The sequence below is a fragment of the Streptomyces sp. NPDC002884 genome, assembly GCF_040295245.1.
Taxonomy (GTDB): domain Bacteria; phylum Actinomycetota; class Actinomycetes; order Streptomycetales; family Streptomycetaceae; genus Streptomyces.
On the sequence record NZ_JBEOVB010000001.1, the window covers coordinates 503496 to 526054 of the forward strand.

Below are 22559 nucleotides of genomic sequence, written 5' to 3' on the forward strand. Positions count from 1 at the left end.
GGGACGCTGCGGGCACGACCGCTCGTACCTCCCCGTGTTGACGTCGTCGCCGACTGGTGAATGCGGAGGTCATTGTGAGCGCTAACAATTCACGGCGGTCAAGGGGGTTGCACGGGAACGTCGTCACGGTTCCATAACGCGCATCCAGGGGACGGCACATCGTCCCTGGTCACAGGCCGGAAGCCCGGCCGAGGCCGCGCACCGGGCAGTGGCCCGGGGACGGGCCGTGCGGCCGGATCATGCCCAACCCGCTTCAGTACACGTCGATTTCGGCCAAACCGGGGCGTCCGGCGCGCAGCCGTGGACGGCCCACATGACGACCGCTCAGCGGGATCGGCCGGGGAGCGGTCCGCTCCGGCGGTGCCCTACGAGCACCACCACAGGAAGCGTGTGCACGTCTGCGAGGGCGACGGGTCCGGGGACGCGTCCGGCGCCGAGGGGTCGGCGGTCGGGGTGGAGTCCGAGCCCGAGTCCGGGTCGGACGGGGTCGATCCGGAGGCCGACCCGGAGGAGCCGGGGAGGGTGGCCGACTGGGCCTCCTTGTCCGGGCTCGGCGTGGCCGACTCGTCCTTCGCGGACTCCGACGCCGACGGGGAGGCGGAGGCGCTCGGGGAGGCCGAGGCCTTGTCCCCGCCCGTGTCGGTCCTGTCGTCCAGGGGCTGCGCGGACGCGCTCGGCCCGGACGACCCGTCCACCTCGGACGCCTCTCCCCCGGCCGCCGCCGGGTTCCCGGGCGAGGTGAACCCCGGTGCGTCCACGCCGAGTTCGGCCAGGCTCAGACCGCCGGCGGCGAGCGCGAAGCCGACGGTGATCAGTACGATGCGCTTGCGGCGCCGGCGATGGGCCGAGGCCTTGCGGTCGCGGCGGCTCGCGTCCGGCGCGGCGACCGCGCCCTGGGGGCCGCGGCGGCCACCCCGGCCCTGCTCACGGCGGCGCGCGGCCCGGCCCTGCGGCTCACCGCTCCCGGCTCCGTGACCGTCGAAGGCGTCCCGAGGCTCGTGACCGTCCTGAGCCCCGTGACCGTCCCGGTCGTCGTGAGCGCGGCGGTCGTCCGGGGCGTCCCGGGCGTCGTGAGCGCCGTGATCGTCCGCGTCGCCGGGCGCAGGGGGCGCCGAGGTGTCCTGCGCGTACGGCTCCGGCCCGGGCGGGCCGGGCGGATACGCGCGTAGCTGTGGAGCAGGTGCGCCGCACCCCGGGCAGGCGAGGGCGCCGTTGAGGTGCCGTCGGCACGGGTGGCAGTAGTCCATGACGCGGGAAGACTAAGTTCCCGGACAGGCGCGTTCCCGGCTTCACCTGTGAAAGTTGTGTGGGAACCGGCCATACCGGCGCGACAGTCGGAGTGACCTGGACCACGCCGCGACAGGCCGACTTTCGAAAGGGGTAGCGAAACTATCGAAACCGTTACCTGTTCGACCCATTGACACTCACCTCGCGCAATCCTTACTGTCTGCCCAGCATTTCGAACATGTGACGAAATCTCGAACAGCCGAAGGGTAACTTCCGTGCGCATCACCGGAATCAGCACGCACGTGGTCGGGACGCCGTGGCGCAACCTGACCTACGTCCTGGTGCACACCGACGAGGGCATCACGGGTGTCGGAGAGACCCGCATGCTGGGTCACACCGACGCGCTGCTCGGCTACCTGAAGGAGGCCGAGGCCAACCACATTCTCGGTTCCGACCCATTCGCTGTCGAGGACCTCGTGCGCCGGATGAAGTACGGCGACTACGGGCGGGCCGGCGAGATCGTGATGTCGGGCATCGCCGTCGTCGAGATGGCCTGCTGGGACATCAAGGGCAAGGCCCTGGGCGTGCCCGTCTGGCAGCTCCTCGGCGGCAAGGTCACCGACAAGGTCAAGGCCTACGCCAACGGCTGGTACACCACCGAGCGGACCCCGGAGGCCTACCACAAGGCGGCCCAGGGAGTCATGGAGCGCGGCTACAAGGCGCTCAAGATCGACCCCTTCGGCACCGGCCAGTTCGAGCTGGACCACCAGCAGACCCTGTACGCGGTGTCCCTCATCGAGGCCGTGCGCGACGCCATCGGGCCGGACGCCGAGCTGATGCTGGAGATGCACGGCCGCTTCTCCCCCTCCACCGCCGTGCGGCTCGCCAACGAGCTCGCGCCCTTCAAGCCCGCGTGGCTGGAGGAGCCGTGCCCGCCCGAGAACCTGAAGGCTCTCGAGAAGGTCGCCGCCAAGGTCGACATCCCCGTCGCCACCGGTGAGCGCATCCACGACCGGGTCGAGTTCCGTGAGCTCTTCGAGAGCCAGGCCGTGGACATCATCCAGCCGGACGTCGGCCACATCGGCGGTATCTGGGAGACCAGGAAGCTGGCCGCCACCGCCGAGGCGCACTACGTGCTCGTCGCCCCGCACAACGTCGGCGGCCCGGTCCTCACCGCGGCCTCGCTCCAGGTCGGGTTCACCTCCCCGAACTTCAAGATCCTCGAGCACTTCAACGACTTCGCCGACTCGGAGATCAAGAAGGTCGTCAAGGGCGCTCCCCAGGTCGTCGACGGCTACTTCCACCTGTCCGACGCGCCCGGTCTCGGTGTCGAGCTCGATGTGGACGCCGCCGCCGAGTTCCCGCAGCAGCAGGCCCGTTTCGACCTCTGGGCCGAGGGCTGGGAGCAGCGCAAGCCGAAGGGCAGCGACAAGTGAGCACAGCCGTCGTCGTCGAGGCGCCGGGCGAGCACCGGCTCGTCCCGCACGAGCCGCGGCTGCCGGAACCCGGCGAGGCGCTCGTCCGCGTCCACGCCACCGGCATCTGCGGCAGCGACCGCGAGGTGTACCAGGGCAACCGGCCCGAGGGATACGTCCGCTACCCGCTGACCCCCGGCCACGAGTGGTCCGGGACGGTCGAGGCGGTCGGCGCAGGGGTTCCCGCGTCGCTCGTCGGCCGCAAGGTCGTCGGTGAGGGCTTCCGCAACTGCCAGGTCTGCGACCGCTGCCACGCGGGCGAGACAACGTTGTGCACCGACGGGTACGAGGAGACCGGCTTCACCCAGCCGGGGGCCATGGCCGCCACCCTCACCCTCCCGGCGCGGCTGCTGCACGTCCTCCCGGACGACGCCGACCTCACCGCCGCCGCCCTGCTGGAGCCCGCCGCCTGTATCGCGGCCGCCGCGATCAAGGCGCACGCGCTGCCGGGCGAGAAGGTGGCCGTGGTCGGCACCGGGACGCTGGGCATGTTCGCCGTTCAGTTCCTGAAGGCGGGATCGCCCGCCGAGCTGCTGGTCGTGGGCACCCGGAACGACCGGGAGGGCCTCTCCCGGCAGTTCGGGGCCAGCGACTTCCGGACCAGGGACCAGGAGCTCCCGGACGACTTCGACGTCGTCATCGAGACCGCCGGGTCCGCGTCCGCCGCGCGGACCGCCGCCTCGCTGCTGCGACGCGGTGGCCGGCTGGTCCTCACCGGGATCCCGGCGCCGGGCGCCGACGGGCTCGACCCGACGGACCTGGTCGTACGGCAGCTGGAGGTGCACACCGTCTTCGGGGCGCCGCCGGACGCCTGGTCGCACACCGTCCGGGTGTTCGGGGCCGGGCTGCTGGATCCGCTGCCGCTGGTCACGCACGAACTGCCGCTCGCCGAGTTCGCCGCGGCCATCGACCTGGTGGGATCGGGCGATCCGAAGGTGGGCAAGGTGCTGCTCAAGCCGTAGAACCCAGAGCCGTACGCCGGTGCGGGGGCTACCTGACCGCCCCCGCACCGGCGTACACCCACACCACGTACGACCTGAGCCGCGAACCTTGACCGAAATATCGAACACGAAGGACGGCATGTGACCACCGACGCTTCCGCCACGGCAGCCCGTCGACCTGGTGAGCAGGCGCTCACCGCGCTCGGCCTGGGTGCACCCGCCCTCGACCCCGCCGACGCCTCCGCCCACACGTTTCCGGGCGGCGGCCGCTGGCGCACCGAGGTCCCTTCGTGCGAGGGTCCCGAAGCGCTGGCCGTCATCCTCAAGGAAGCCTCGCGGCTCGACGTGCCGATCCACCGGATCAGCCAGGGCAGCGGCATCTGGATGCTGACCGACGCCGAGATCACCGAGATGGTCGACGCCACCGGCGAGCGTGACATCGAGCTCTGCCTGTTCACCGGGCCGCGCGGCACCTGGGACATCGGCGGCTCGACCCGGACCGACTCCCGGGGCGGCGGGCTGCGCGCCCGCGGTCACGACGCCGTCGCCGGATGCGTCGAGGACGCCGTCCGGGCGACGGAGCTGGGCGTCAAGTGCCTGCTCGTCGCCGACGAGGGCGTGCTGTGGACGCTGCACCGCGCCCGTGGCGCCGGCATCATCCCGGCCGACACCACGCTGAAGGTGTCGGCGCTCATCGGCCCCGTCAACCCGGCGGCCTACGCGGTGTACGAGCAGCTCGGCGCCGACTCGGTCAACGTGCCCAGTGACCTCACCCTGGACCACCTCACCGAGATCCGCCGGGTGTCCGGCGCCCCCATGGACATGTACATCGAGGCCCCCGACGATCTCGGCGGTTACATCCGGATGTACGAGGTCGCCGAGCTGATCCGGCGCGGCGCACCGCTGTATCTGAAGTTCGGCCTGTCCAAGGCCCCGGGGATCTACCCGTACGGCCATCACCTGCGGGACCTGGCGCTCTCCACCGCCCGGGAACGGGTGCGGCGCGGACGGCTCGCCCTCGACCTGCTCGCCCGTCACGGCGCGGACGGCGACATGGCTCCGATCGGCTCGCGGCTGCCGGGTGAACTCAAGCGGTTTGACATCCAGTCATAACGTTCCGGAAACCCCGCTTCACAGAAGCCGACACAGGCGCGCAGAATCCCACACACCGTTTCTCTACTTCTTCACTTCGTCCCGGCGTCGCTCCGGGCACGTCCTTCGCACCGCGATACCGACCCCTGCACACACATCAAGGATGATGATCATGCGCAACCGTAGAGTCTCCCTCGCCGCCATAGCCGGAGCCGCCTCTCTCGCCCTGACCCTGTCCGCCTGCGGCCAGAGCGGCGACGGCGGCAGCAAGGACGAGGGCTCGGACAGCGCCAAGGGCGGGACCATCGGTATCGCGATGCCGACCAAGTCCTCCGAGCGCTGGATCTCCGACGGCGCCAACGTCGTCAAGGACCTCGAGGCCAAGGGCTACAAGACCAAGCTGGTCTACGGCGAGGACGACCCCGACCAGCAGGTCTCCCAGATCGAGAACCTGATCACGCAGGGCGTCAAGGCGCTGATCGTCGCGGCCATCGACAACAAGTCGCTGAACAACGTCCTCCAGCAGGCCGCCGACGCCAAGATCCCGGTCATCTCCTACGACCGGCTGATCCTCGGCACGAAGAACGTCGACTACTACGCGTCCTTCGACAACAGCAAGGTCGGCGAGCTCCAGGCCAACTACATCGTCGACAAGCTCGGCCTGAAGTCCGGCAAGGGCCCGTTCAACATCGAGCTGTTCGCCGGCTCCAACGACGACAACAACACCAAGTACTTCTTCAACGGCGCGATGAGCGTGCTCCAGCCGTACATCGACAGCAAGAAGCTCGTCGTCCAGTCCGGCCAGACCGGCCTCACCCAGGTCACCACCCTGCGCTGGGACGGCGCGACCGCCCAGAAGCGCATGGACGACATCCTCACCAAGTCGTACGGCAGCAAGAAGGTCGACGCGGTCCTCTCGCCGTACGACGGCATCTCGATCGGCATCCTGTCGGCGCTGAAGTCGGACGACTACGGCTCCGCGAGCAAGCCGCTGCCGGTCCTCACCGGCCAGGACGCCGAGCTGGCCTCGGTGAAGTCGATCATCGCGGGCGGCCAGACCCAGACCGTCTACAAGGACCTCCGTGAGCTGGCCAAGGTCGCCACGACCATGGTCGACGACGTCCTCAACGACAAGAAGCCCGAGACGAACGACACCAAGACGTACGACAACGGCACCAAGGTCGTCCCCGCCTACCTGCTCCAGCCGGTGAGCGTGGACAAGACCAACTACGAGAAGGTCCTCGTCGAGGGCGGCTACTACACGGCCGACCAGCTCAAGTAAGCGTCGACCCTCAAGGATTGGAAGGCACGACCATGGCGGGACCCGTCCTGGAAATGCGCTCGATCGTCAAGACCTTTCCCGGTGTGAAAGCGCTGTCGGACGTCACTCTGACCGTCCGCCAGGGCGAGGTCCATGCCATCTGCGGTGAGAACGGCGCCGGAAAGTCCACCTTGATGAAGGTGCTCTCCGGCGTCCATCCGCACGGCACGTACGAGGGCGAGATCCTGTTCGAGGGAGAGACCGTCTCCTTCAAGGACATCCGGGCCAGCGAGCAGCGCGGCATCGTCATCATCCACCAGGAGCTGGCGCTGGTGCCGTACCTCTCCCTCGCGGAGAACATCTTCCTCGGCAACGAGCACGCCACGCGTGGACTGATCAACTGGAACGACACCCTGCGGCACGCCTCCGAGCTGCTGCGCCGGGTCGGTCTGAGCGATCACCCCGAGACCCGTGTCGCCGACATCGGCGTGGGCAAGCAGCAGCTCGTGGAGATCGCCAAGGCGCTCTCGAAGAAGGTGAAGCTGCTCATCCTGGATGAGCCGACCGCGGCCCTCAACGACGAGGACAGCGACAAACTCCTGGATCTCATCCTGGAGTTGAAGAAGCAGGGCATCACCGCGATCATCATCTCCCACAAGCTCAACGAGATCCGCAAGGTCGCGGACTCGGTGACGATCATTCGCGACGGGCAGTCCATCGAGACGCTCGACGTGAAGTCGGCGGAGACGACCGAGGACCGGATCATCAGCGGCATGGTCGGCCGCGACCTCGACAACCGCTTCCCCGAGCGCACCCCGCACGAGGCGGAGTCGGGCGCGGCTCCGGCCCTGGAGATCCGCAACTGGACCGTGCACCACCCGATCGACCAGCAGCGCAAGGTCGTCGACGACGTGTCGGTCCAGGTGCGGCGCGGGGAGATCGTCGGCATCGCGGGCCTGATGGGCGCCGGCCGCACCGAGCTCGCGATGAGCGTCTTCGGACGCTCCTACGGCCGGCACGCGGGCGGCACCGTCCTCAAGGACGGCAAGGAGATCCGTACGAAGACCGTCGCGGAGGCGGTCGGCCACGGGATCGCCTACGTCACGGAGGACCGCAAGCACTACGGCCTCAACCTCATCGACACGATCAACCGCAACATCTCGCTGACCGCGCTGGACAAGGTGGCCAAGCGGGGGATCGTCGACGAGCACGAGGAGCGGAAGGTCTCCGAGGGCTACCGCAAGTCCATGAACATCAAGGCGCCGACCGTCTTCGAGCCGGTGGGCAAGCTGTCCGGCGGCAACCAGCAGAAGGTCGTCCTCAGCAAGTGGATCTTCGCGGGTCCCGACGTGCTGATCCTGGACGAGCCCACGCGCGGTATCGACGTCGGCGCCAAGTACGAGATCTACACGGTCATCGACCAACTGGCGGCCCAGGGCAAGGCGGTCGTCTTCATCTCCTCCGAGCTGCCCGAACTGCTCGGTATGTGCGACCGCATCTACACCATGGCCGCCGGGCGGCTCACGGGTGAGTTCCCGCGGGCCGAGGCCACGCAGGAAGTGCTGATGCGTCAGATGACGAAGGACAAAGAGGTATCGCGATGAGCACCGACGTGACCAAGAGCCCGGCAGCCGCGCCGCCCGGCAAGAGCGGCGGGCCGGCGGCCGACGGCGGCCTGCTCCGGCTGGTGCTGGACGGCCTGCGCCGCAACATGCGCCAGTACGGCATGCTGATCGCCCTCGGCCTGATCGTCGCGCTCTTCGCGGTCTGGACCGACGGTGACCTGCTGCTGCCGCGCAACGTCTCCAACCTGGTCCTCCAGAACAGCTATGTGCTGATCCTCGCGATCGGCATGATGCTGGTGATCATCGCGGGCCACATCGACCTGTCGGTCGGTTCGCTGACGGCGTTCATCGGCGCGTTCGCGGCCGTACTGACGGTCCAGCACGACGTCTCGTGGCCCGTCGCGGTGGTGCTGTGCCTGATCGTGGGCGCCATCGCGGGCTCGGTGCAGGGCTTCTTCATCGCGTATCTCGGCATACCGTCGTTCATCGTCACCCTCGCCGGCATGCTGATCTTCCGCGGTATGACGGAGATCTTCCTGGAGGGCCAGACCCTCGGCCCGTTCCCGGACGGTCTGCAGAAGATGGGCAACGGCTTCCTCCCGGAGGTCGGCCCGACCACGAACTACCACAACATCACACTGCTGCTGGGCCTCGCCGTGATCGTCATGGTGGTGCTCCAGGAGGTGCGCGACCGCAAGCGCCAGCAGGAGTTCTCGCTGGACGTCGTACCGCGCAATCTGTTCCTGCTCAAGCTCGTCGCCATCGTCGCCGCGGTGCTCACCGTCACGATGCTGCTCGCCAGCTACAAGGGCGCGCCGATCATCCTGCTGGTCCTGGGCGCGCTGGTGGTCGGCTACGGCTACGTCATGCGCAACGCCGTCTTCGGCCGTCACATCTACGCGATCGGCGGCAACCTGCCGGCCGCGAAGCTGTCCGGCGTCAAGGACAAGAAGGTCACCTTCCTCGTCTTCCTGAACATGGGCGCGCTCGCGGCCCTGGCGGGTCTGGTGGTCGCGGCCCGGCTGAACGCGGCCGGTCCCAAGGCGGGTCTGAACTTCGAACTCGAGGCGATCGCCTCGGCGTTCATCGGCGGCGCGTCCATGAGCGGCGGTGTCGGCACCGTCCTCGGCGCGATCATCGGTGGTCTCGTCCTCGGTGTCCTGAACAACGGCATGAACCTGCTCGGCGTCGGCAGCGACTGGCAGCAGGTCATCAAGGGCCTGGCGCTGCTCGCCGCGGTCGGTTTCGACGTCTGGAACAAGCGCAAGTCCGGTTCCTGACCGGTTCCCGGCCCGGGGCGGGTTCCCTGCCCGGGACGGGTTCCCTGCCCGGGACGGGTTCGCAGCGCAGAACAGGATGGGCCCCGCCGGCAACGGCGGGGCCCTTTCCGCTGCCCCCGGGCTCCCACGGTCACGACTGCTTCACAGGTGACCCACAAGTTCTTACCGATTCCTCAGCGATTGAACAGCGCCACCCAAACCTTCGTATGTAAGAGCGGCCCGCGCTCCCCCGCGCGGGCCACCCAATGACGACGGGCCCGGTCGTCCCCGCCGGGCCCGCCCCATACGGAGGTTCCATGGCCGACAACGTCTCCTCGTTGTTCCGCAACACCGCGGCGCACAGCCCGTCGATGGCGGCGCTGACGCGGGAGGGCGGCGAGGGTGTCGGCCCGGTGGACTTCTGTATCCCCTGCAACCCCTACTTCCCCACTCCGGCCATGATGGACACCATGGCCGCGCGACTGCGGGACATCATCACGTTCTACCCGAGCGGCGCCGACACGATCACGGCCGAACTGTGCAACCTGCTCCAACTCCCGCCGCAGGCCGTGGCGATGGGCAACGGCTCGACCGAGCTGATCACGTGGATCGACCATCTGCTGGTCCGTGAGTCCCTCGCCGTCCCCGTCCCCACCTTCGGCCGCTGGACCGACCAGCCCATGGAGACCGGCAAGCGGGTCGACATGTTCCCGCTCCAGGAGTCCAGCGGCTTCGCCCTGGACCTCGCGCAGTACGCCGAGTTCATCCGGACCCGCGGCACCAAGGTCGCCGTCATCTGCAACCCGAACAACCCCGACGGCGGCTTCCTGCACAAGCACGCGCTCGTGCAGTTCATGGACGCGATGGCCGACCTCGACCTGATCGTCATCGACGAGTCGTTCCTGGAGTTCGCGGACGCGGAGCAGGAACCGAGCGTCGTGCAGGAGGCGATGATCCGGCCGAACGTCATCGTGCTGCGCAGCCTCGGCAAGAACTTCGGTCTGCACGGCATCCGGTTCGGCTACATGGTCTCCAACCCGTCGCTCGCCGGCCGGGTCCGCTCGATGCTGCCGAAGTGGAACCTCAACGCCTTCGCCGAGTACGTGGTGTTCATGCTGAAGGAGCACGGCCCCGAGTACGCACAGAGCCTGATGCAGGTGCGCCGGGACCGGCTCGACATGGCGAGTCAGCTCAGCGCGCTGCCCGGGCTGACCGTCTACCCCTCCCAGGGGAACTTCCTCTTCGTGCGCCTTCCCGTCGGCGCCGAGGGCACCGTGGTCCGCGACCGGCTGCTCGCCGAGCATCGCATCCTGGTCCGCGAGTGCGGCAACAAGATCGGTTCGTCCAGCCGCTTCCTGCGGCTCGTGGTGCGCCCCCAGGTGGACGTTCGTCGCCTGGTGTCCGGCCTGGAACAGGTGCTCTACGGGACCAGGAGGGGAGCCGCCGTGCCCGAGCTGAGCACCGGGAACAGCTACAGCTCGGGCACGCCGGCGGTGGACCGGCTGGTCACCAACGGGGCCGGCATCCCGGGCCTTGCCGCTCAGGCCATGGGGGTCGCGATGCCGGGGCTGGTCGCGGCCGCTCCTCCCATGGCGATGCCCGTCCCCGCGATGGCCCCGGCGATGGCGCAGGCCACGCCGTCCGACGGCCTCGGGATGCCGCTGCCGGCCGCGGCCCAGATCTTCCCCCAGCAGGTGTCCGCGCCGGCCCCGATGCCGGCTCCCGCCCCCGTCCCGGCCGCGGCTCCGCCGATGGCCCCGGCGGCCGCGATGGCACCGGCCGCGATGGCTCCGGCCGCGATGGCTCCCCCGGCCATGGCCCCCGCCGCGATGGCGCCCGCGATGGCTCCGGCCGCCGCCCCGCCGATGGGTCCGACCCCGCCCGGCGTCCCGGCCCGCGGCGGCCTCACGGCCGCACAGGTCCGCGGCACCAACGGCCTCTCCCCCGCCGCGGCGACGGGCTGGCCGAACGCCCAGAGCTGGCCGAACGCGGCGGGCATGGGCCAGGCGGGATAGCGCAGCGCGTGGCGACGCCCCGTCAGGCCGGTGGCCCGACGGGGCGTCGCCGCGTGCTGCGGGCCGTCCGGTCGCCGGGGCGGGAGCCGGAGGACGGCGGACGGCGGACGGCGGACGGCGGACGGCGGACGGCGGACGGCGGACGGTCAGTACGCGACCGGCCAACCGGTGTTCCAGTTCAGGAGGTTGATGCCGAGCTTGGGTGTGCCGTTGTCGTTGCCGTCGTAGTAGTGGTAGACGATCAGGTCGCTGTCGGTGTCGTGCAGGATCGACTGGCCGCCGGGGCCGATGACGCTGCCGTGCGACTCCAGGACGGGCGTGCCGCCGTTGTTCGTCATCGCGACACCGCTCTTGTCGTAGTACGGCCCGGTGACGGCGGTGGCACGGCCGACCTTGACCTTGTAGGTGGAGCCGGTGCCGGCGCAGCAGGTGTCGTAGGAGGCGAAGAGGTAGTAGTAGCCGTTCCGCTTGACGACGTACGGCGCCTCGACGGCCTTGGTCCCGGTGGGGCGGGAGGCGATCGAGCGCCGGGCGGTGTCGGAGGCCAGTTGCTTTCCGGTGGACGGGTCGAGCCGGATCATCTTGATCCCCGTCCACCAACTCCCGAACGACAGCCACCACTTGCCGTCGTCGTCCACAAAGAGGTTCGGGTCGATGGCGTTGTAGTCGCTGGACGTGGTGGAGGTGTAGACGGTCCCGTAGTCGGTCCAGGAGCCGGGGAGTCCGGTGCTCGAACCGGCCAGTCCGATCGCGGACTTGTTGGATCCGAAGGTGGAGACGGCGTAGTACATCAGGTACTTGCCGCCCTGGTACGAGATGTCGGGCGCCCAGGCCTCGGTGGTGCCGTAGGAGGACCACCAGCCCGGCCGGGTGGAGAAGGCGTCGCCGCCCGCGCTGAACGCGATGCGGTCGGTGGAGGTGCGGTAGGAGAGGCCGCCGCCGGTGGCGTAGAGGAGGTACCGGCCGGCCGAGGTGCGGATCATCGTCGGGTCGTGCACGACCGTGGAGCCGGTGACCGTACCGGGGTTGGGGTACGCGGAGGCGGTGGACGGGATCAGGGCGAGCAGGACCGCCGCGGGAACGGCGAGCAGCGCGGCCCGGCGGGGCGTGCGGGGCGTGGGGGCCGTGCGGGATGAGCTGGATGCGTGGAGCGTGCGGGGGGAGCTGGACGTGTGGGGCGTGCGGGGGGAACCGGGCGTGCGGGAGGTGCGGCTCATGCGGACGCTCCTTCAGTGGGGGTGTCGCCGTTCGTGATACCGAACAACAGTCGCGTCGTCGGACGGGACCGTAGAATCGAACCCCTTGCGCGTCAATGACCCGCGCGCACACCCGAAAGTCTTCGAGAAGCGCTGCGCCGCCGGGCGCCGGCCGGGCGACACCGGGCCCTTGTGTCGACACTTGCCCTGCAAGTAACTTGACGGCGTCTCATTTTGCCGAACTGACAGCCTTCCGACAGGAACCGTTTCTACGGTGTCGTGCTCATGACAGACACCTCAGATGCGCGTCCCTCCGTCGGGCGCCGTACCGTACTCGTCGCCTCGGGCGCGACCGCAGCGGCCCTGGCCGTAGGCGCCGCTGCCACGCCCGAGGCCCCCACCGCCGACGCGGCCGACACCGCCCCCGTCGCCGCCGCGGCCGTCTGCACCCTCACGAAGGAGATGACCGAAGGCCCCTACTACCTCGACGGACAGTACGTCCGCGCCGACGTCACCGAAGGCAAGGCGGGCATCCCGCTGAAGCTGACCCTCACCGTCGTCGACGACGACACCTGCGTGCCCCTGTCCAACGCCCTGGTGGAGATCTGGCACTCCGACGCCCTCGGCGAGTACTCCGGCTTCGTCGGCAACAACGGCCACAGCGAACCGGACGACGGCACCTTCCTGCGCGGCGGGGTCCTCACCAACTCCAGCGGCGTCGCGGCGATCACCACGATCTACCCCGGCTGGTACCGGGGCCGCTGCATCCACATCCACGTCAAGGTCCACAAGAACGTCACCCTGACCTCGAACGGATCCTTCACCGGCGGCCAGGAGCTCCACACCGGCCAGCTCTTCTTCAACGAGACGATCACCACGGCCGTCGCGAGGATCTCCCCGTACTCGACCAACACGGTCACCCGCACCACCCTCGCCCAGGACTCCATCTACGACGAGGGAGGCGCCGCCTCGGGCCTCCTGACCCTGACGGCCCTGGGCAGCTCGACGTCCTCCGGGTACGCGGGCACGCTGACGCTCGGGGTCGAGAACTGACCCCGGCAAGGCACCGCACGACCCGCACGACCCGCACGACCCGTACGGCCCGAACCGCGTGATCCTCCCCTGTTCGGCTGGGCGTCACCGCAGCGGCGGTGGCGTCCAGTCGGCGTGCCGGAGGGCCGCCCGCAAGGTCGCCCCCGAGGGCGCCAGTCGCAGGACGCCGTTGCGGAGGGCCACGGCGAGGGGGTGGGTCAGGCCGTGCCCCATCCGGCCGGCCTGACGGGCGGCGCGGGCCACGGACCGGCTGCGCCGCCGGCGTACCGCGTCGTAGCGGCGCAGCGCGGCCTCGGTGGTGGGACCGGTCGCGAGACAGGAGGCGAGGACGACCGCGTCCTCCAGCGCCTGACTGGCGCCCTGCCCGAGGTTCGGGGTCATGGCGTGGGCGGCGTCGCCGAGCAGCGCGACGCGGCCGACGGTGAACGTGGGCAGGGGGGTGACCAGTTCGTGGATGTCGTGGTGCAGGACGTCCTGCGGCCGGGTCGCGTCCAGCAGCGCGGGAACGGGGTCGTGCCAGCCGTGGAAGCGCCGGCGCAGCACGGCGAGCGGATCGCGATGTCTGACGCCCGGCGGCGCGGTGAGCACCGCGTGCCATTCGGCCCGTCCGTCGACGAACCGGATGTGTCCGAACTCGGCGCCCCTGCCCCAGGTCAGTTCGAGGTCGGCGAGCGGGTCGCGGAACGGGCGCTCGGTGACGGCCCGCAGGACCGTCGAACCGCTGTAGACGGCTCCGGGATGCCGGGGGAACAGCTCGGCGCGCAGCCGACTGTCGACACCGTCCGCGGCGACGACGAGATCGGCGTCGTCGCCCGCACCGCCGAGGTCGGCCACCTCCACCCCGGTCCTCACCCGGCCGTCGGGCAGCGCCTCGCGCAGGACGCGGTGCAGGTCGGCGCGGAGGACGCCGACGACGGGCGACCCGAGCCGGCGCTCCAGGGCCGCGCCGTCCATCCGGGACAGCATGCGGCCGTCGGGGGTGAGGGTGCCGCCCGTGTACACCGGTCGCACGGTGGCCCGTATCGCCTCGCCGACGCCGAGCGCCTCCAGCGCCCGCACCCCGTTGGCGTGCAGCGAGATTCCCGCGCCCACGTCCGCGAAGGCGGGGGCGCGTTCGAGGACCGTCACATCCCAGCCGATCCGGCGCAGCCCGATCGCGGCGGCCAGCCCGCCGATTCCTCCGCCGACGACCACCGCGCCGCGACTGCGGACCATCCCTCACGCTCCCTCACGCCGCCGGCCGGGCGAGCCCGCGCGCTCGCCCGGGGCGGCACCGCGCGGGCCGGGTTCGCGGCCCGCGCGGCGAGGTGTCCCGAGGGCCGGGACCGGCTCACTTGCCCGGGCACACCTGCCAGGCCATGTGGTAGATCGTACTGAGGTCGCCGTCGGTCGAGTCCATGGTCATGAAGCTGACCTTGCTCGGCGACGACGTGCCCGCGTTCACCCGGAGTTCGGTGTTGATGTTGAAGTTGCGTTGAACTCCGCAGGGGGCCCAGACCAGTTGGGCCCAGTCGGTGCTGTCGGTCGCCTGCCAGCTGTCGTTGTAGGAGCCGCTGAAGTTGTGGTTCTTGAAGACCGTCTGCGACGAGCCCTGGAAGTAGTACGAGGCCCGCTGCACGGCGTTCGCCCCGGACTGGAGCGAGGCGTAGCCGCGGTAGTCCGCCTTGGCGATGGCGTACGTGAAGCCCGAGGGGACGTGGACGATCAGATTGAGCTGGCAGTTCTTGCGGAACGCCGTGGGGTTGGAACTCCCGCCCACCTGGGCGAGGTAGTCGCTGTAGGTCACGGTGAAGGCGGTGTTGTCCTCGGAGACGGCGACGGCCGCCGTGCCCGCGGGACAGCCGGAGCCGTTCACCGTGGCGACGTCGATGACGATCTTGTCCGGGGGCGGGTTGTCGAACACGGGGGACGAGTTGTGCGCGGGTATCGCCGCGGTGATGAGCGCGGCGACCGCACCGCCCAGGAGCAGCCCACTTGCCATGGTCTCTGTCCTTCGTTCGGATCGGTGGGGGGTGGATGCGCGTCCGGCTCCAACGGCAACCCTGTGCAGAATCAATGGAGTTGCTGTGAAGAACCGGGGCGATCGCATCGTAGGGAGAGCACTGGGGCCCGCCCAGGCCGAACTCCGGCCATTCACCACGGCCCGTTCACACCCGGTCGCTCCGCGTCAGCACGCGAGGGGGCCGCTCCTCGGATCCGGCCGGCTTCACGGTGCGCAGGCGCCGCCGGACGGGGGACGGCCCCGGTGCGGCCCGGGGGTCTGCCGGCATCACTCGGCACCCCGGGGCGCGATGCCCGAACTCGCGTGGAAACAGCGGTAGTTGACCGTTGCATCCCCAGGTCCCGCACAGCCCGGCTTAAAGGATTTCCTCAGATTCGCCCCTAGCTTCACTCGACATGACGGGAAACACCGAGCACCACAACGACACCATCGACTCCGACGACAACCGCCAGCCCGGTAGGCACCGGCTGGACAAGTCCATGAAGCGGCGCCGCGTCCTGATCGGCGGCACCGCGGTCGCCGCGGCCGGCGGCCTAGCCGTCGCCGGGTTCGCCTCGGCCGACACCACGAGCGGTGGGACGGCCTCGTCCGCCGAGGCCGAGGCCTCGACCGGCACCTCCACCACCAGCGGCGTCTGCACCCTCAACGCCGAGGTCACCGAAGGCCCCTACTCCCTCGACGGCGCTCTCGTCCGCGAGGACATCAGGGAGGACAAGGAGGGCTTCGAGGTCCGGTACACCTTCACCGTCGTCGACCAGTCCGCCGACTGCGCGCCGCTCGCCGACGCCCTGGTCGAGATCTGGCACTGCGACGCCCTGGGCGAGTACTCCGGCTTCGTGGGCGGCAACGGCCATCAGGAGGAGGACAACGGCACCTTCCTGCGCGGCGGACAGCTGACCGACGCGAACGGGCAGGCGAGCATCACCTCGATCTGGCCCGGCCACTACGTCTCCCGCGCCGTGCACGTCCATATGCGGGTGCACACCGAGGTGACGCTCACCGACGACTCGTACACCGGCGGCGAGGTCATCCACACCGGTCAGCTCTTCTTCGACCCCGACATCAACGAGGAGATCCAGGCCACCTCGCCGTACTCCGCGAACACCACCAGGGAGACGGCTCTCGCCGACGACAGCATCTACGACGACGGGGGCGCCTCCTCCGGCCTGCTCACCCTGACCGCCCTGGGCTCCGGCGTGTCCGACGGCTACAAGGCGACGATCACCGTCGGCGTCGACTCCGCCTGATCACCACTGCGCCTGATCCCCACTGCGCCCGGACGGCGTCGGCCGCCGCGGTCCGCACCCTTACGAGGTGCGGACCGCGGCGGCCGCGCCGGTCCTAGTAGGTGTAGCTCAGACCCGGCTTGTAGGGCGTGAGGGACCGCTGGCCGACGACTCCGCGGTAGGTGTACCAGCCCCACTTCTTGCAGATGGTCTGGTAGCTGAGTGTGTTGTGGGCACCCGCTCCCACCCGGACCCGCGGATAGATGACGTTGTCGCCCCAGTCGCCCGCGGCCGGACCACTCGAGTACGCGTCCACCGCCCAGTACACGCCCACGACCGAACCGCCCGCCGGACAGTTCCAACTGCCCAGGTTGACCCAGACGTTCCCACCGGTCCACGCGCTCGCCGGAGCCGCGGCGAGACCGACGACACCGGCCGCCGTCATCGTCCCCATGGCCCACAGCCGCGCTCTGCGCACGATCGACCTGCCCATGTGACCCTCCCCTTTCGTGCAGCCGGAGTCGCGACTTCTCGCCCTGTCGCTCCGGCAGGTCAGGATCGTGTCACGCGGTGAACGGCACCCGCTCCGGGTTCCCCGAAGCCTGAAAACAGGAAATCCGTACGGGTTGCGCCGGGTGTGATCTCCGTGGGCCGACCGGGGGTCCGGTGATGCCGTCGGCGGCCGTGAACCGGTCCCGGCGGGTTCCGGCGGCTCACGGGTTCTCCCAGGCCGCCGGTTCGGCGGCCAGTGCCTGGACCGGGTCCGGCAGGGCGTCCGCCGCGATGTCGGCGATCGTGACGCCCTCCAGGATCCGCCGCACGTTCGCCCGCAGGGCGATCCAGAGCGGAAGCAGGGGCTGTGCCGAGCCCGTGTACGTCAGGCCGGTCGGGCGTTCGCCGCGTACGGAGACGATCGGGCCGTCCACCGCCCTGATCACGTCCGCGACCGTGATCGCCGCCGGGTCGCGGGCCAGCCGGTACCCGCCGCCCCCGCCGCGCCGGCTGTCGACGATCCCGCCGCGCCGCAGGTCGCCGAGGATCCCCTCGAGGAACTTGTGCGGAATGTCCTGCACGGCGGCGATCGACTCGGCCTTCACCGGGTCGCCGCCCTGCCGTACCGCGAGCTCCAGTACCGCCCGCACCGCGTAGTCCGCCCGTGCCGAGATCCTCATGAGCCCATTGTGCCGCGAGACATCGGAAGGGATCGCCGGCCGGTCGCGGCCGACCGGCCGGCGCTCACCCCCGTACACCGGGCCGCACGCGGCTGCGCCCGGCCGCTTCCGGTCACGCCAGCCGGATCACGTTCCAGGACAGGGGCTCCAGCGTCGCCGTCAGCCCGCCGTCCGTCAGCGCCGTGCCCTCGGCCGGGTGCGGGGCGACCCGCTCGGGGTCGTCGAGGGTGTTGCGGGCGTCCGGGTCGGCGTCCGCGAGCACGCTGTGCTCGACGACCGAGGTCAGGCCGAGGCCGCTCAGCCCGATGTGGAGGGGCAGCGCCTCGGTGCGGCTGCGGTTGACGGCGAACACGGTGACCGTGCCGTCGTCGGCGCGGACGGCGGTGGCGTGCAGGAGGTCCGCCTCGCCGTACTTGGCCGTCACGTACGTCGGCGAGTCCACCCGCACGTCGAGGACCGTGCCCCGGCCGTGCTTCGACGCCTGCGCGAACGGGAAGAACGTCGTCTGCCGCCAGGCCGGGCCGCCCGGCTCGGTGAGGATCGGCGCGATGACGTTGACGAGCTGGGCGAGACAGGCGACCGTCACCCGGTCGGCGTGCCGCAGCAGCGCGATGAGGAGCGAGCCGAAGACGACGGCGTCCATGACGCTGTAGTTGTCCTCCAGCAGGCGGGGCGCCTCGGCCCAGTCCCGCGTGGCGGAGTCCTCGATCGCGTGCCACCCCGAGATGTACCAGACGTTCCACTCGTCGAAGGAGAGGTTGATCTTCTTCTTCGACTTGAGCTTCGCGCCGACGTGGTCGCAGGTGGCGACGACGTTCTCGATGAACGACTCCATGTCCACGGCCGAGGCCAGGAAGGAGTCGACGTCGCCGTCCTGGGGCTCGTAGTAGGCGTGCAGGGAGATGTAGTCGACCAGGTCGTACGTCTCCGCGAGGACCGTCGCCTCCCACTCGGCGAAGGTCGGCATGGACTGGCTGGAGGAGCCGCAGGCGACCAGTTCCACGGACGGGTCCATCTGGCGCATGGCGCGAGCCGTCTCGGCGGCGACACGGCCGTACTCCCCGGCGGTCTTGTGGCCGGTCTGCCAGGGGCCGTCCATCTCGTTGCCCAGACACCAGACCTTGATGCCGAAGGGGTCCTTGTCACCGTGGTCGGCCCGCAGGTCCGAGAGCGCCGTGCCGGCCGGGTGGTTGGCGTACTCCTGGAGTTCCAGGGCCTCCGCCACCCCCCGCGTGCCGAGGTTGATCGCCATCATCGGCTCGGCCTGCGGGCCGACCTTCTTCAGGAAGGCGATGTACTCGGAGAGCCCGAAGCGGTTCGTCTCCGTCGAGCGCCAGGCGAGGTCCAGGCGGCGCGGGCGGTCCTCGACGGGGCCGACGGAGTCCTCCCACTTGTAGCCGGAGACGAAGTTGCCGCCCGGGTAGCGGACGGCGGTGACGCCGAGTTCACGGACCAGGTCCAGGACGTCGGTCCGCAGCCCCGCCTCGTCGGCGGACGGGTGGCCGGGCTCATAGATGCCGGTGTAGACGCACCGGCCCAGATGCTCCACGAAGCTGCCGAAGAGACGGGGGTTGACTTCGCCGATGGTGAAGGCGGGGTCGAGAGTGAGACGTGCGGTGCGCATGAACGCCTTTCGAGGAGGGGGTACCTGTCCGTCGGGGGTCGGGGGTCCGTCTCCGGTTCACTGGCCCGCCAGACCCGTGTGGGCCACGCCCCGCACGATCTGGCTCTGGAAGAAGACGAACACGACGATCAGTGGGAGGCCGGCCAGCAGACCGCCGGCCATGAGCTGGGGCCAGACGATGCCGAAGGCGTTCTGCACGGTGGCGATGCCGTTCGGCATGGTCATCAGGTCGGGGTTGTTGGTCACCATGTAGGGCCACAGGAAGTTGTTCCAGGAGGCGATGAAGGTGAAGATGCCGACCGCCGAGAGGGAGGGCTTCGACAGCGGCAGCACGATCGTGAAGAAGATCCGCCAGCGGCCCGCGCCGTCGATGAAGGCCGCCTCTTCCAGCTCCTTCGGCAGCGACTGGAAGAACTTGTAGAGGATGTAGACCATCGCCGCCGGCGCGCACTGCGGAAGGATCATGCCCCAGTAGGTGTCCACCATGCCGAGCGACTGGACCGTGGTGAAGAGCGGGACACCGATGATCGCCGGGGAGAACATCAGGCCCGCCATCGTCAGCGCCATCAACGCCGACTTGCCCCGGAACTCCGTGCGCGCGAAGCCGTATCCCGCGAGGGAGGCGACCGCGAGGACGATGAAGGTGACGCAGACGGACACGACGACCGAGTTCACGAACCAGTTGGGGATGTTGCCGGCCTCGATCACCGCCTTCCAGGACTCCACGGTGAAGTCCTGCGGGATCCAGTGCGGGGAGGTCACCGACTCGGTGGGGGTCTTGAGGGACGTCGACAGCGCCCAGGCGAGCGGGGCCAGCCAGACCAGGGAGAGGACCGCCGCCACCAGCGTGAGGACGATCTGGGCCGGGGTCCAGGAACCGCGCGGCTTGCGGAGCGGGCGGGTGGTGGGTGTCGGGGGCGTCGAAAGCGTGGTCATCGGACGGTGGCCTCCTCGCGGTTGCGCAGCAGCCACATCCGCCCGAGGGCGACGGCCGCGACGATGATGAAGAGGATGAAGGAGATGGCGGAGGCGTAGCCCACGCGGTAGCTGGTGAAACCCTGTTCGAGGGTGTACTGCACGAAGGTGCGGGTCGATTCCTCCGGGCCGGGTCCGAACTGGTACATCACCACGGCCTGGTCGAAGACCTGCAGCGAGGCGAGGATCTGGAGGGCGAGGACCAGGCCGGTGATGTTGCGCAGGTTGGGCACGGTGATGTGCAGCATCCGCTGGAAGGCGTTGGCCCCGTCCAGCTCGGCGGCCTCGTAGAGGTGGTGGGGGATGTTCTGGAGGGCGGCCAGGTAGAGGAGGAAGGAGAAGCCGACCGTCCACCACAGGGTCGCGACGACGACCGCGAGCATCGCCGTGGACTTCTGGGTGAGCCACGGGGTGTCCAGGCCCAGGACGTGGTTGACCATGCCGTTGGTGGGCTGGAACAGCCACCACCACAGGTTGCCGATGACCGCGGAGGGCAGCAGGAACGGCGCGAAGAAGCAGAGCCGCCACAGCCACTTGAAGTGCACGGTGTGGTGGGCGATCAGCGCCATCAGCAGGGCCACGACGACGATCACCGGGACCACGTAGAGCGTGAACTGCACGCTGTGCCAGAGGGAGTCCCAGACCAGGTCGTCCTTCAGTGCCTCGCGGTAGTTGTCGAGGCCGACGAAGCCGGTGTGGTCGCCGGAGATGTTGGCGTCGGTGAAGCTGAGGTAGAGGCCGCGGACGACCGGCAGCACGACGAACAGTCCGTAGAGGACGAAGAACGGGGCCACGAACCAGCCGCCGTGCTGGAAGCGGCGGCCCCAGCGGGCGCGGGCGGAGTCGGCGGCGACCGCGGCGCGCGGCGGCAGTGTCCCGGCGTGCGCGAGCGCGCTCATGCGCCGGCTCCCTTCAGCTCCTGGGCTGCCGTGCGGCCGTCCATCGGGTTCTTCATCGCCAGCAGCTGCGCCAGCGCGGACTTCATGCGACGGGCCGCCGCGTCCGGCGTGGCGGAGCCCAGGTTGGAGGAGGCCACGATCGGGCCGACGCGCTGGGCGAGGACACCGGTGGAGCCGGCGAACCAGATGTGGGGTTCGTTGGCCTGGTGGTCCATGGCGGGGCGGGAGTACTCGCTCTGGGGGGCCAGTTCCAGATAGGCGGGGTCCTCGAAGGTGGGCAGATAGGCCGGGACGTGGCCGCCGTTGGCCCAGGTGGTGGCGTGGGTGACCATGTAGGCGGCGAGCCGGTAGGCGCCCTCGTTCGCGTCCCCGCCGCGGTCGGCCTGGTGGGGCAGGACGAAGGAGTGGGACTCGGCGTGGGTGGCCGGGGTGCCGAAGACCGGGGGCAGCGGCTGAGCGCCGTACTCGACCTTCTCGCCGTTGAAGTACGGCACCGACCAGTTGCCCTCCCAGGTGAACGGAGAACCGGCGAGGAAGGCCTCGCCGTCCGCCTCGCCGACGGTGACGTAGCCGTCGGTGACGTGCTTGCGGAGGAACTCCAGGACCTGGGTGGCCCGGTCGGTGTCGAAGGTGACGGTCGTGTGGTCGTCGTCGAAGTAGGTGCCGCCGAGCTGCTGGTAGAAGGCGACGAAGAACCACCAGCAGAAGTTCTGGTCGTTGGCGTGCAGGCCGAGTGTCTGCTGCCCCTTCTTCAGCTGCCCCTTGGCCGCCTTCAGGATGTCGAACCACTCGTCGGGGGAGCCGGCGGCGGGGAGGCGGCCGGCGGTGTCGAGGAGACCCGCCTTCTCGCAGACGTCCTTGCGGTAGAAGTTCAGCTGGACGTGGATGTCCAGCGGCAGGGCGTACAGCTCGCCCTCGACGATGCCGCGTTGCCACAGCACCGGGTTGAAGTCGGCCTCGCGCACGCCGTACTCGGCGAGGAGGTCCACGTCCCAGGGGTCCAGGAGGCGGCCGGGCGCGAAGCCGGGGATGCGGCCCTGGTGCATGACCCCCAGGTCGGGAGCACGGTTGCCGGCGGCGGCCATGGCGAGCTTGGTGTAGTAGGGGCCGCCCCAGGCGAGCGTGGAGTCCTTCACGGCGATGTCGGGGTGCCCGTCGCGGAAGGCGTCCACCATCGCGACCTGGTTGGCGCCGTCGCCGCCCTGGAAGAGGTTCCAGTAGCGGACCCGGGTGTGTGCCCCGGCGGCGAGCGCGTCGGCCCCCGTGCCGAGGGCGGCGAAGCCGAGACTGCCCGCCACCGTCAACCCGCCCGCGGCGGCGAGGAGTTGCCTGCGATTCAGGCCAGGTTGTCCCATACCTTGCCCCTCTCGTTCGGTTGGTTCGACATTTCGAATTCCGCTCGTAACTTCGAACGGGACCGTAAATTCGATGCGCCTGCACGTCAATGGTTTTGACGGGATCTATGACAGCGCTTTCTATCAGTGGCTCCCGGTGCCCCCGTGAAAACTTCCCGTGACGTGGGCACAACCGGCCGCGTAGGCTCGAACGGGCTGCCGCACGGCGGTTGAGAAGGGGGA

19 protein-coding genes are annotated in these 22559 nt (G+C 69.8%); 9 read left to right on the forward strand and 10 right to left on the reverse strand.

The genetic code is table 11. The features are described from left to right. Positions 1–365: 365 nt before the first annotated feature. On the reverse strand, positions 366–1247 hold the full coding sequence (locus ABT070_RS02255; RefSeq protein ID WP_351753411.1) for an SCO2400 family protein: 882 nt from the start codon (positions 1245–1247) through the stop codon (positions 366–368). 255 nt (positions 1248–1502) lie between these two features. On the opposite strand from ABT070_RS02255, the gene ABT070_RS02260 reads away from it, so the two are divergent. The 7 genes from ABT070_RS02260 (at position 1503) to ABT070_RS02290 (ending at position 10835) form a co-directional block, all read left to right on the forward strand. Next, positions 1503–2663: a mandelate racemase/muconate lactonizing enzyme family protein gene (locus ABT070_RS02260; RefSeq protein ID WP_351753413.1), complete on the forward strand. Its 1161-nt coding sequence runs from the start codon at positions 1503–1505 to the stop codon at positions 2661–2663. Continuing rightward, complete coding sequence (locus ABT070_RS02265) at positions 2660–3664, forward strand: zinc-dependent alcohol dehydrogenase (RefSeq protein ID WP_351753416.1); 1005 nt, start codon at positions 2660–2662, stop codon at positions 3662–3664. The genes ABT070_RS02260 and ABT070_RS02265 overlap by 4 nt, the downstream gene beginning before the upstream one ends. A 120-nt stretch (positions 3665–3784) precedes the next feature. Next, positions 3785–4756, forward strand: coding sequence for a hypothetical protein (locus ABT070_RS02270; RefSeq protein WP_351753419.1), 972 nt, complete (start codon positions 3785–3787; stop codon positions 4754–4756). Positions 4757–4907: 151 nt separating this feature from the next. Further along, entirely contained in the window at positions 4908–6017 is a 1110-nt protein-coding gene (chvE, locus tag ABT070_RS02275; protein WP_171397026.1) for a multiple monosaccharide ABC transporter substrate-binding protein, read from the forward strand. A gap of 32 nt (positions 6018–6049) precedes the next feature. Next, the gene (gene mmsA / locus ABT070_RS02280; RefSeq protein ID WP_020126959.1) at positions 6050–7600 is read left to right on the forward strand and encodes a multiple monosaccharide ABC transporter ATP-binding protein; all 1551 of its coding nucleotides are present in this window, start codon (positions 6050–6052) and stop codon (positions 7598–7600) included. After that, positions 7597–8841 carry a multiple monosaccharide ABC transporter permease gene (gene mmsB, locus ABT070_RS02285; protein ID WP_351753423.1) on the forward strand — a complete coding sequence of 415 codons (1245 nt, stop codon included), beginning with the start codon at positions 7597–7599 and terminating at the stop codon, positions 8839–8841. Before mmsA ends, mmsB begins: the two co-directional genes overlap by 4 nt. A gap of 296 nt (positions 8842–9137) precedes the next feature. Next, a complete protein-coding gene (locus tag ABT070_RS02290; RefSeq protein ID WP_351753425.1) occupies positions 9138–10835 on the forward strand; it encodes a pyridoxal phosphate-dependent aminotransferase in 1698 nt (565 codons plus the stop codon). 146 nt (positions 10836–10981) lie between these two features. On the opposite strand, the gene ABT070_RS02295 is transcribed toward ABT070_RS02290, so the two are convergent. After that, the gene (locus tag ABT070_RS02295) at positions 10982–12052 is read right to left on the reverse strand and encodes an arabinan endo-1,5-alpha-L-arabinosidase (protein WP_351753427.1); all 1071 of its coding nucleotides are present in this window, start codon (positions 12050–12052) and stop codon (positions 10982–10984) included. A gap of 264 nt (positions 12053–12316) precedes the next feature. Here ABT070_RS02295 and ABT070_RS02300 point away from each other — a divergent pair, with 264 nt between their 5' ends. Then, the gene (locus tag ABT070_RS02300) at positions 12317–13084 is read left to right on the forward strand and encodes an intradiol ring-cleavage dioxygenase (RefSeq protein ID WP_351753430.1); all 768 of its coding nucleotides are present in this window, start codon (positions 12317–12319) and stop codon (positions 13082–13084) included. 84 nt (positions 13085–13168) lie between these two features. On the opposite strand, the gene ABT070_RS02305 is transcribed toward ABT070_RS02300, so the two are convergent. Both ABT070_RS02305 and ABT070_RS02310 read right to left on the reverse strand, forming a co-directional pair. Next, positions 13169–14299, reverse strand: coding sequence for an FAD-dependent monooxygenase (locus tag ABT070_RS02305; RefSeq protein WP_351753432.1), 1131 nt, complete (start codon positions 14297–14299; stop codon positions 13169–13171). Between the two features lie 115 nt (positions 14300–14414). Further along, a complete protein-coding gene (locus ABT070_RS02310; RefSeq protein WP_351753435.1) occupies positions 14415–15065 on the reverse strand; it encodes a DUF4360 domain-containing protein in 651 nt (216 codons plus the stop codon). 416 nt (positions 15066–15481) lie between these two features. On the opposite strand from ABT070_RS02310, the gene ABT070_RS02315 reads away from it, so the two are divergent. Continuing rightward, entirely contained in the window at positions 15482–16333 is an 852-nt protein-coding gene (locus tag ABT070_RS02315; protein ID WP_351753438.1) for an intradiol ring-cleavage dioxygenase, read from the forward strand. 94 nt (positions 16334–16427) lie between these two features. Here the strand turns inward: ABT070_RS02315 and ABT070_RS02320 are convergent, their stop codons facing one another. From ABT070_RS02320 to ABT070_RS02345, 6 genes are all read right to left on the reverse strand, one after another. Continuing rightward, positions 16428–16805, reverse strand: coding sequence for a hypothetical protein (locus ABT070_RS02320; RefSeq protein ID WP_351753441.1), 378 nt, complete (start codon positions 16803–16805; stop codon positions 16428–16430). A gap of 220 nt (positions 16806–17025) precedes the next feature. Further along, the gene (locus ABT070_RS02325) at positions 17026–17484 is read right to left on the reverse strand and encodes an RrF2 family transcriptional regulator (protein WP_062649276.1); all 459 of its coding nucleotides are present in this window, start codon (positions 17482–17484) and stop codon (positions 17026–17028) included. 112 nt (positions 17485–17596) lie between these two features. Beyond that, positions 17597–19108 (reverse strand): arabinosylfuranosidase ArfA, encoded by a 1512-nt coding sequence (gene arfA / locus ABT070_RS02330; protein WP_351753444.1) that lies wholly within the window; start codon positions 19106–19108, stop codon positions 17597–17599. A 57-nt stretch (positions 19109–19165) separates the two neighbouring features. Then, complete coding sequence (locus tag ABT070_RS02335; protein WP_351753446.1) at positions 19166–20044, reverse strand: carbohydrate ABC transporter permease; 879 nt, start codon at positions 20042–20044, stop codon at positions 19166–19168. Then, positions 20041–20982, reverse strand: coding sequence for a carbohydrate ABC transporter permease (locus ABT070_RS02340; RefSeq protein ID WP_351753448.1), 942 nt, complete (start codon positions 20980–20982; stop codon positions 20041–20043). Before ABT070_RS02340 ends, ABT070_RS02335 begins: the two co-directional genes overlap by 4 nt. Then, entirely contained in the window at positions 20979–22337 is a 1359-nt protein-coding gene (locus ABT070_RS02345; protein ID WP_351753450.1) for an extracellular solute-binding protein, read from the reverse strand. The genes ABT070_RS02340 and ABT070_RS02345 overlap by 4 nt, the downstream gene beginning before the upstream one ends. Positions 22338–22559 lie beyond the last annotated feature (222 nt).

Bases quoted from the DNA above. Each gene is read 5' to 3' on its own strand.
- ABT070_RS02320 (WP_351753441.1), bottom strand. From the start codon at position 16,805: ATGGGCAGGTCGATCGTGCGCAGAGCGCGGCTGTGGGCCATGGGGACG.
- ABT070_RS02310 (WP_351753435.1), bottom strand. From the start codon at position 15,065: ATGGCAAGTGGGCTGCTCCTGGGCGGTGCGGTCGCCGCGCTCATCACC.
- ABT070_RS02295 (WP_351753427.1), bottom strand. From the start codon at position 12,052: ATGAGCCGCACCTCCCGCACGCCCGGTTCCCCCCGCACGCCCCACACG.
- ABT070_RS02255 (WP_351753411.1), bottom strand. From the start codon at position 1,247: ATGGACTACTGCCACCCGTGCCGACGGCACCTCAACGGCGCCCTCGCC.
- ABT070_RS02345 (WP_351753450.1), bottom strand. From the start codon at position 22,337: ATGGGACAACCTGGCCTGAATCGCAGGCAACTCCTCGCCGCCGCGGGC.
- arfA (WP_351753444.1), bottom strand. From the start codon at position 19,108: ATGCGCACCGCACGTCTCACTCTCGACCCCGCCTTCACCATCGGCGAA.
- ABT070_RS02305 (WP_351753432.1), bottom strand. From the start codon at position 14,299: ATGGTCCGCAGTCGCGGCGCGGTGGTCGTCGGCGGAGGAATCGGCGGG.
- ABT070_RS02290 (WP_351753425.1), top strand. From the start codon at position 9,138: ATGGCCGACAACGTCTCCTCGTTGTTCCGCAACACCGCGGCGCACAGC.
- mmsA (WP_020126959.1), top strand. From the start codon at position 6,050: ATGGCGGGACCCGTCCTGGAAATGCGCTCGATCGTCAAGACCTTTCCC.
- ABT070_RS02340 (WP_351753448.1), bottom strand. From the start codon at position 20,982: ATGAGCGCGCTCGCGCACGCCGGGACACTGCCGCCGCGCGCCGCGGTC.
- ABT070_RS02300 (WP_351753430.1), top strand. From the start codon at position 12,317: ATGACAGACACCTCAGATGCGCGTCCCTCCGTCGGGCGCCGTACCGTA.
- ABT070_RS02325 (WP_062649276.1), bottom strand. From the start codon at position 17,484: ATGAGGATCTCGGCACGGGCGGACTACGCGGTGCGGGCGGTACTGGAG.
- ABT070_RS02335 (WP_351753446.1), bottom strand. From the start codon at position 20,044: ATGACCACGCTTTCGACGCCCCCGACACCCACCACCCGCCCGCTCCGC.
- mmsB (WP_351753423.1), top strand. From the start codon at position 7,597: ATGAGCACCGACGTGACCAAGAGCCCGGCAGCCGCGCCGCCCGGCAAG.
- chvE (WP_171397026.1), top strand. From the start codon at position 4,908: ATGCGCAACCGTAGAGTCTCCCTCGCCGCCATAGCCGGAGCCGCCTCT.
- ABT070_RS02315 (WP_351753438.1), top strand. From the start codon at position 15,482: ATGACGGGAAACACCGAGCACCACAACGACACCATCGACTCCGACGAC.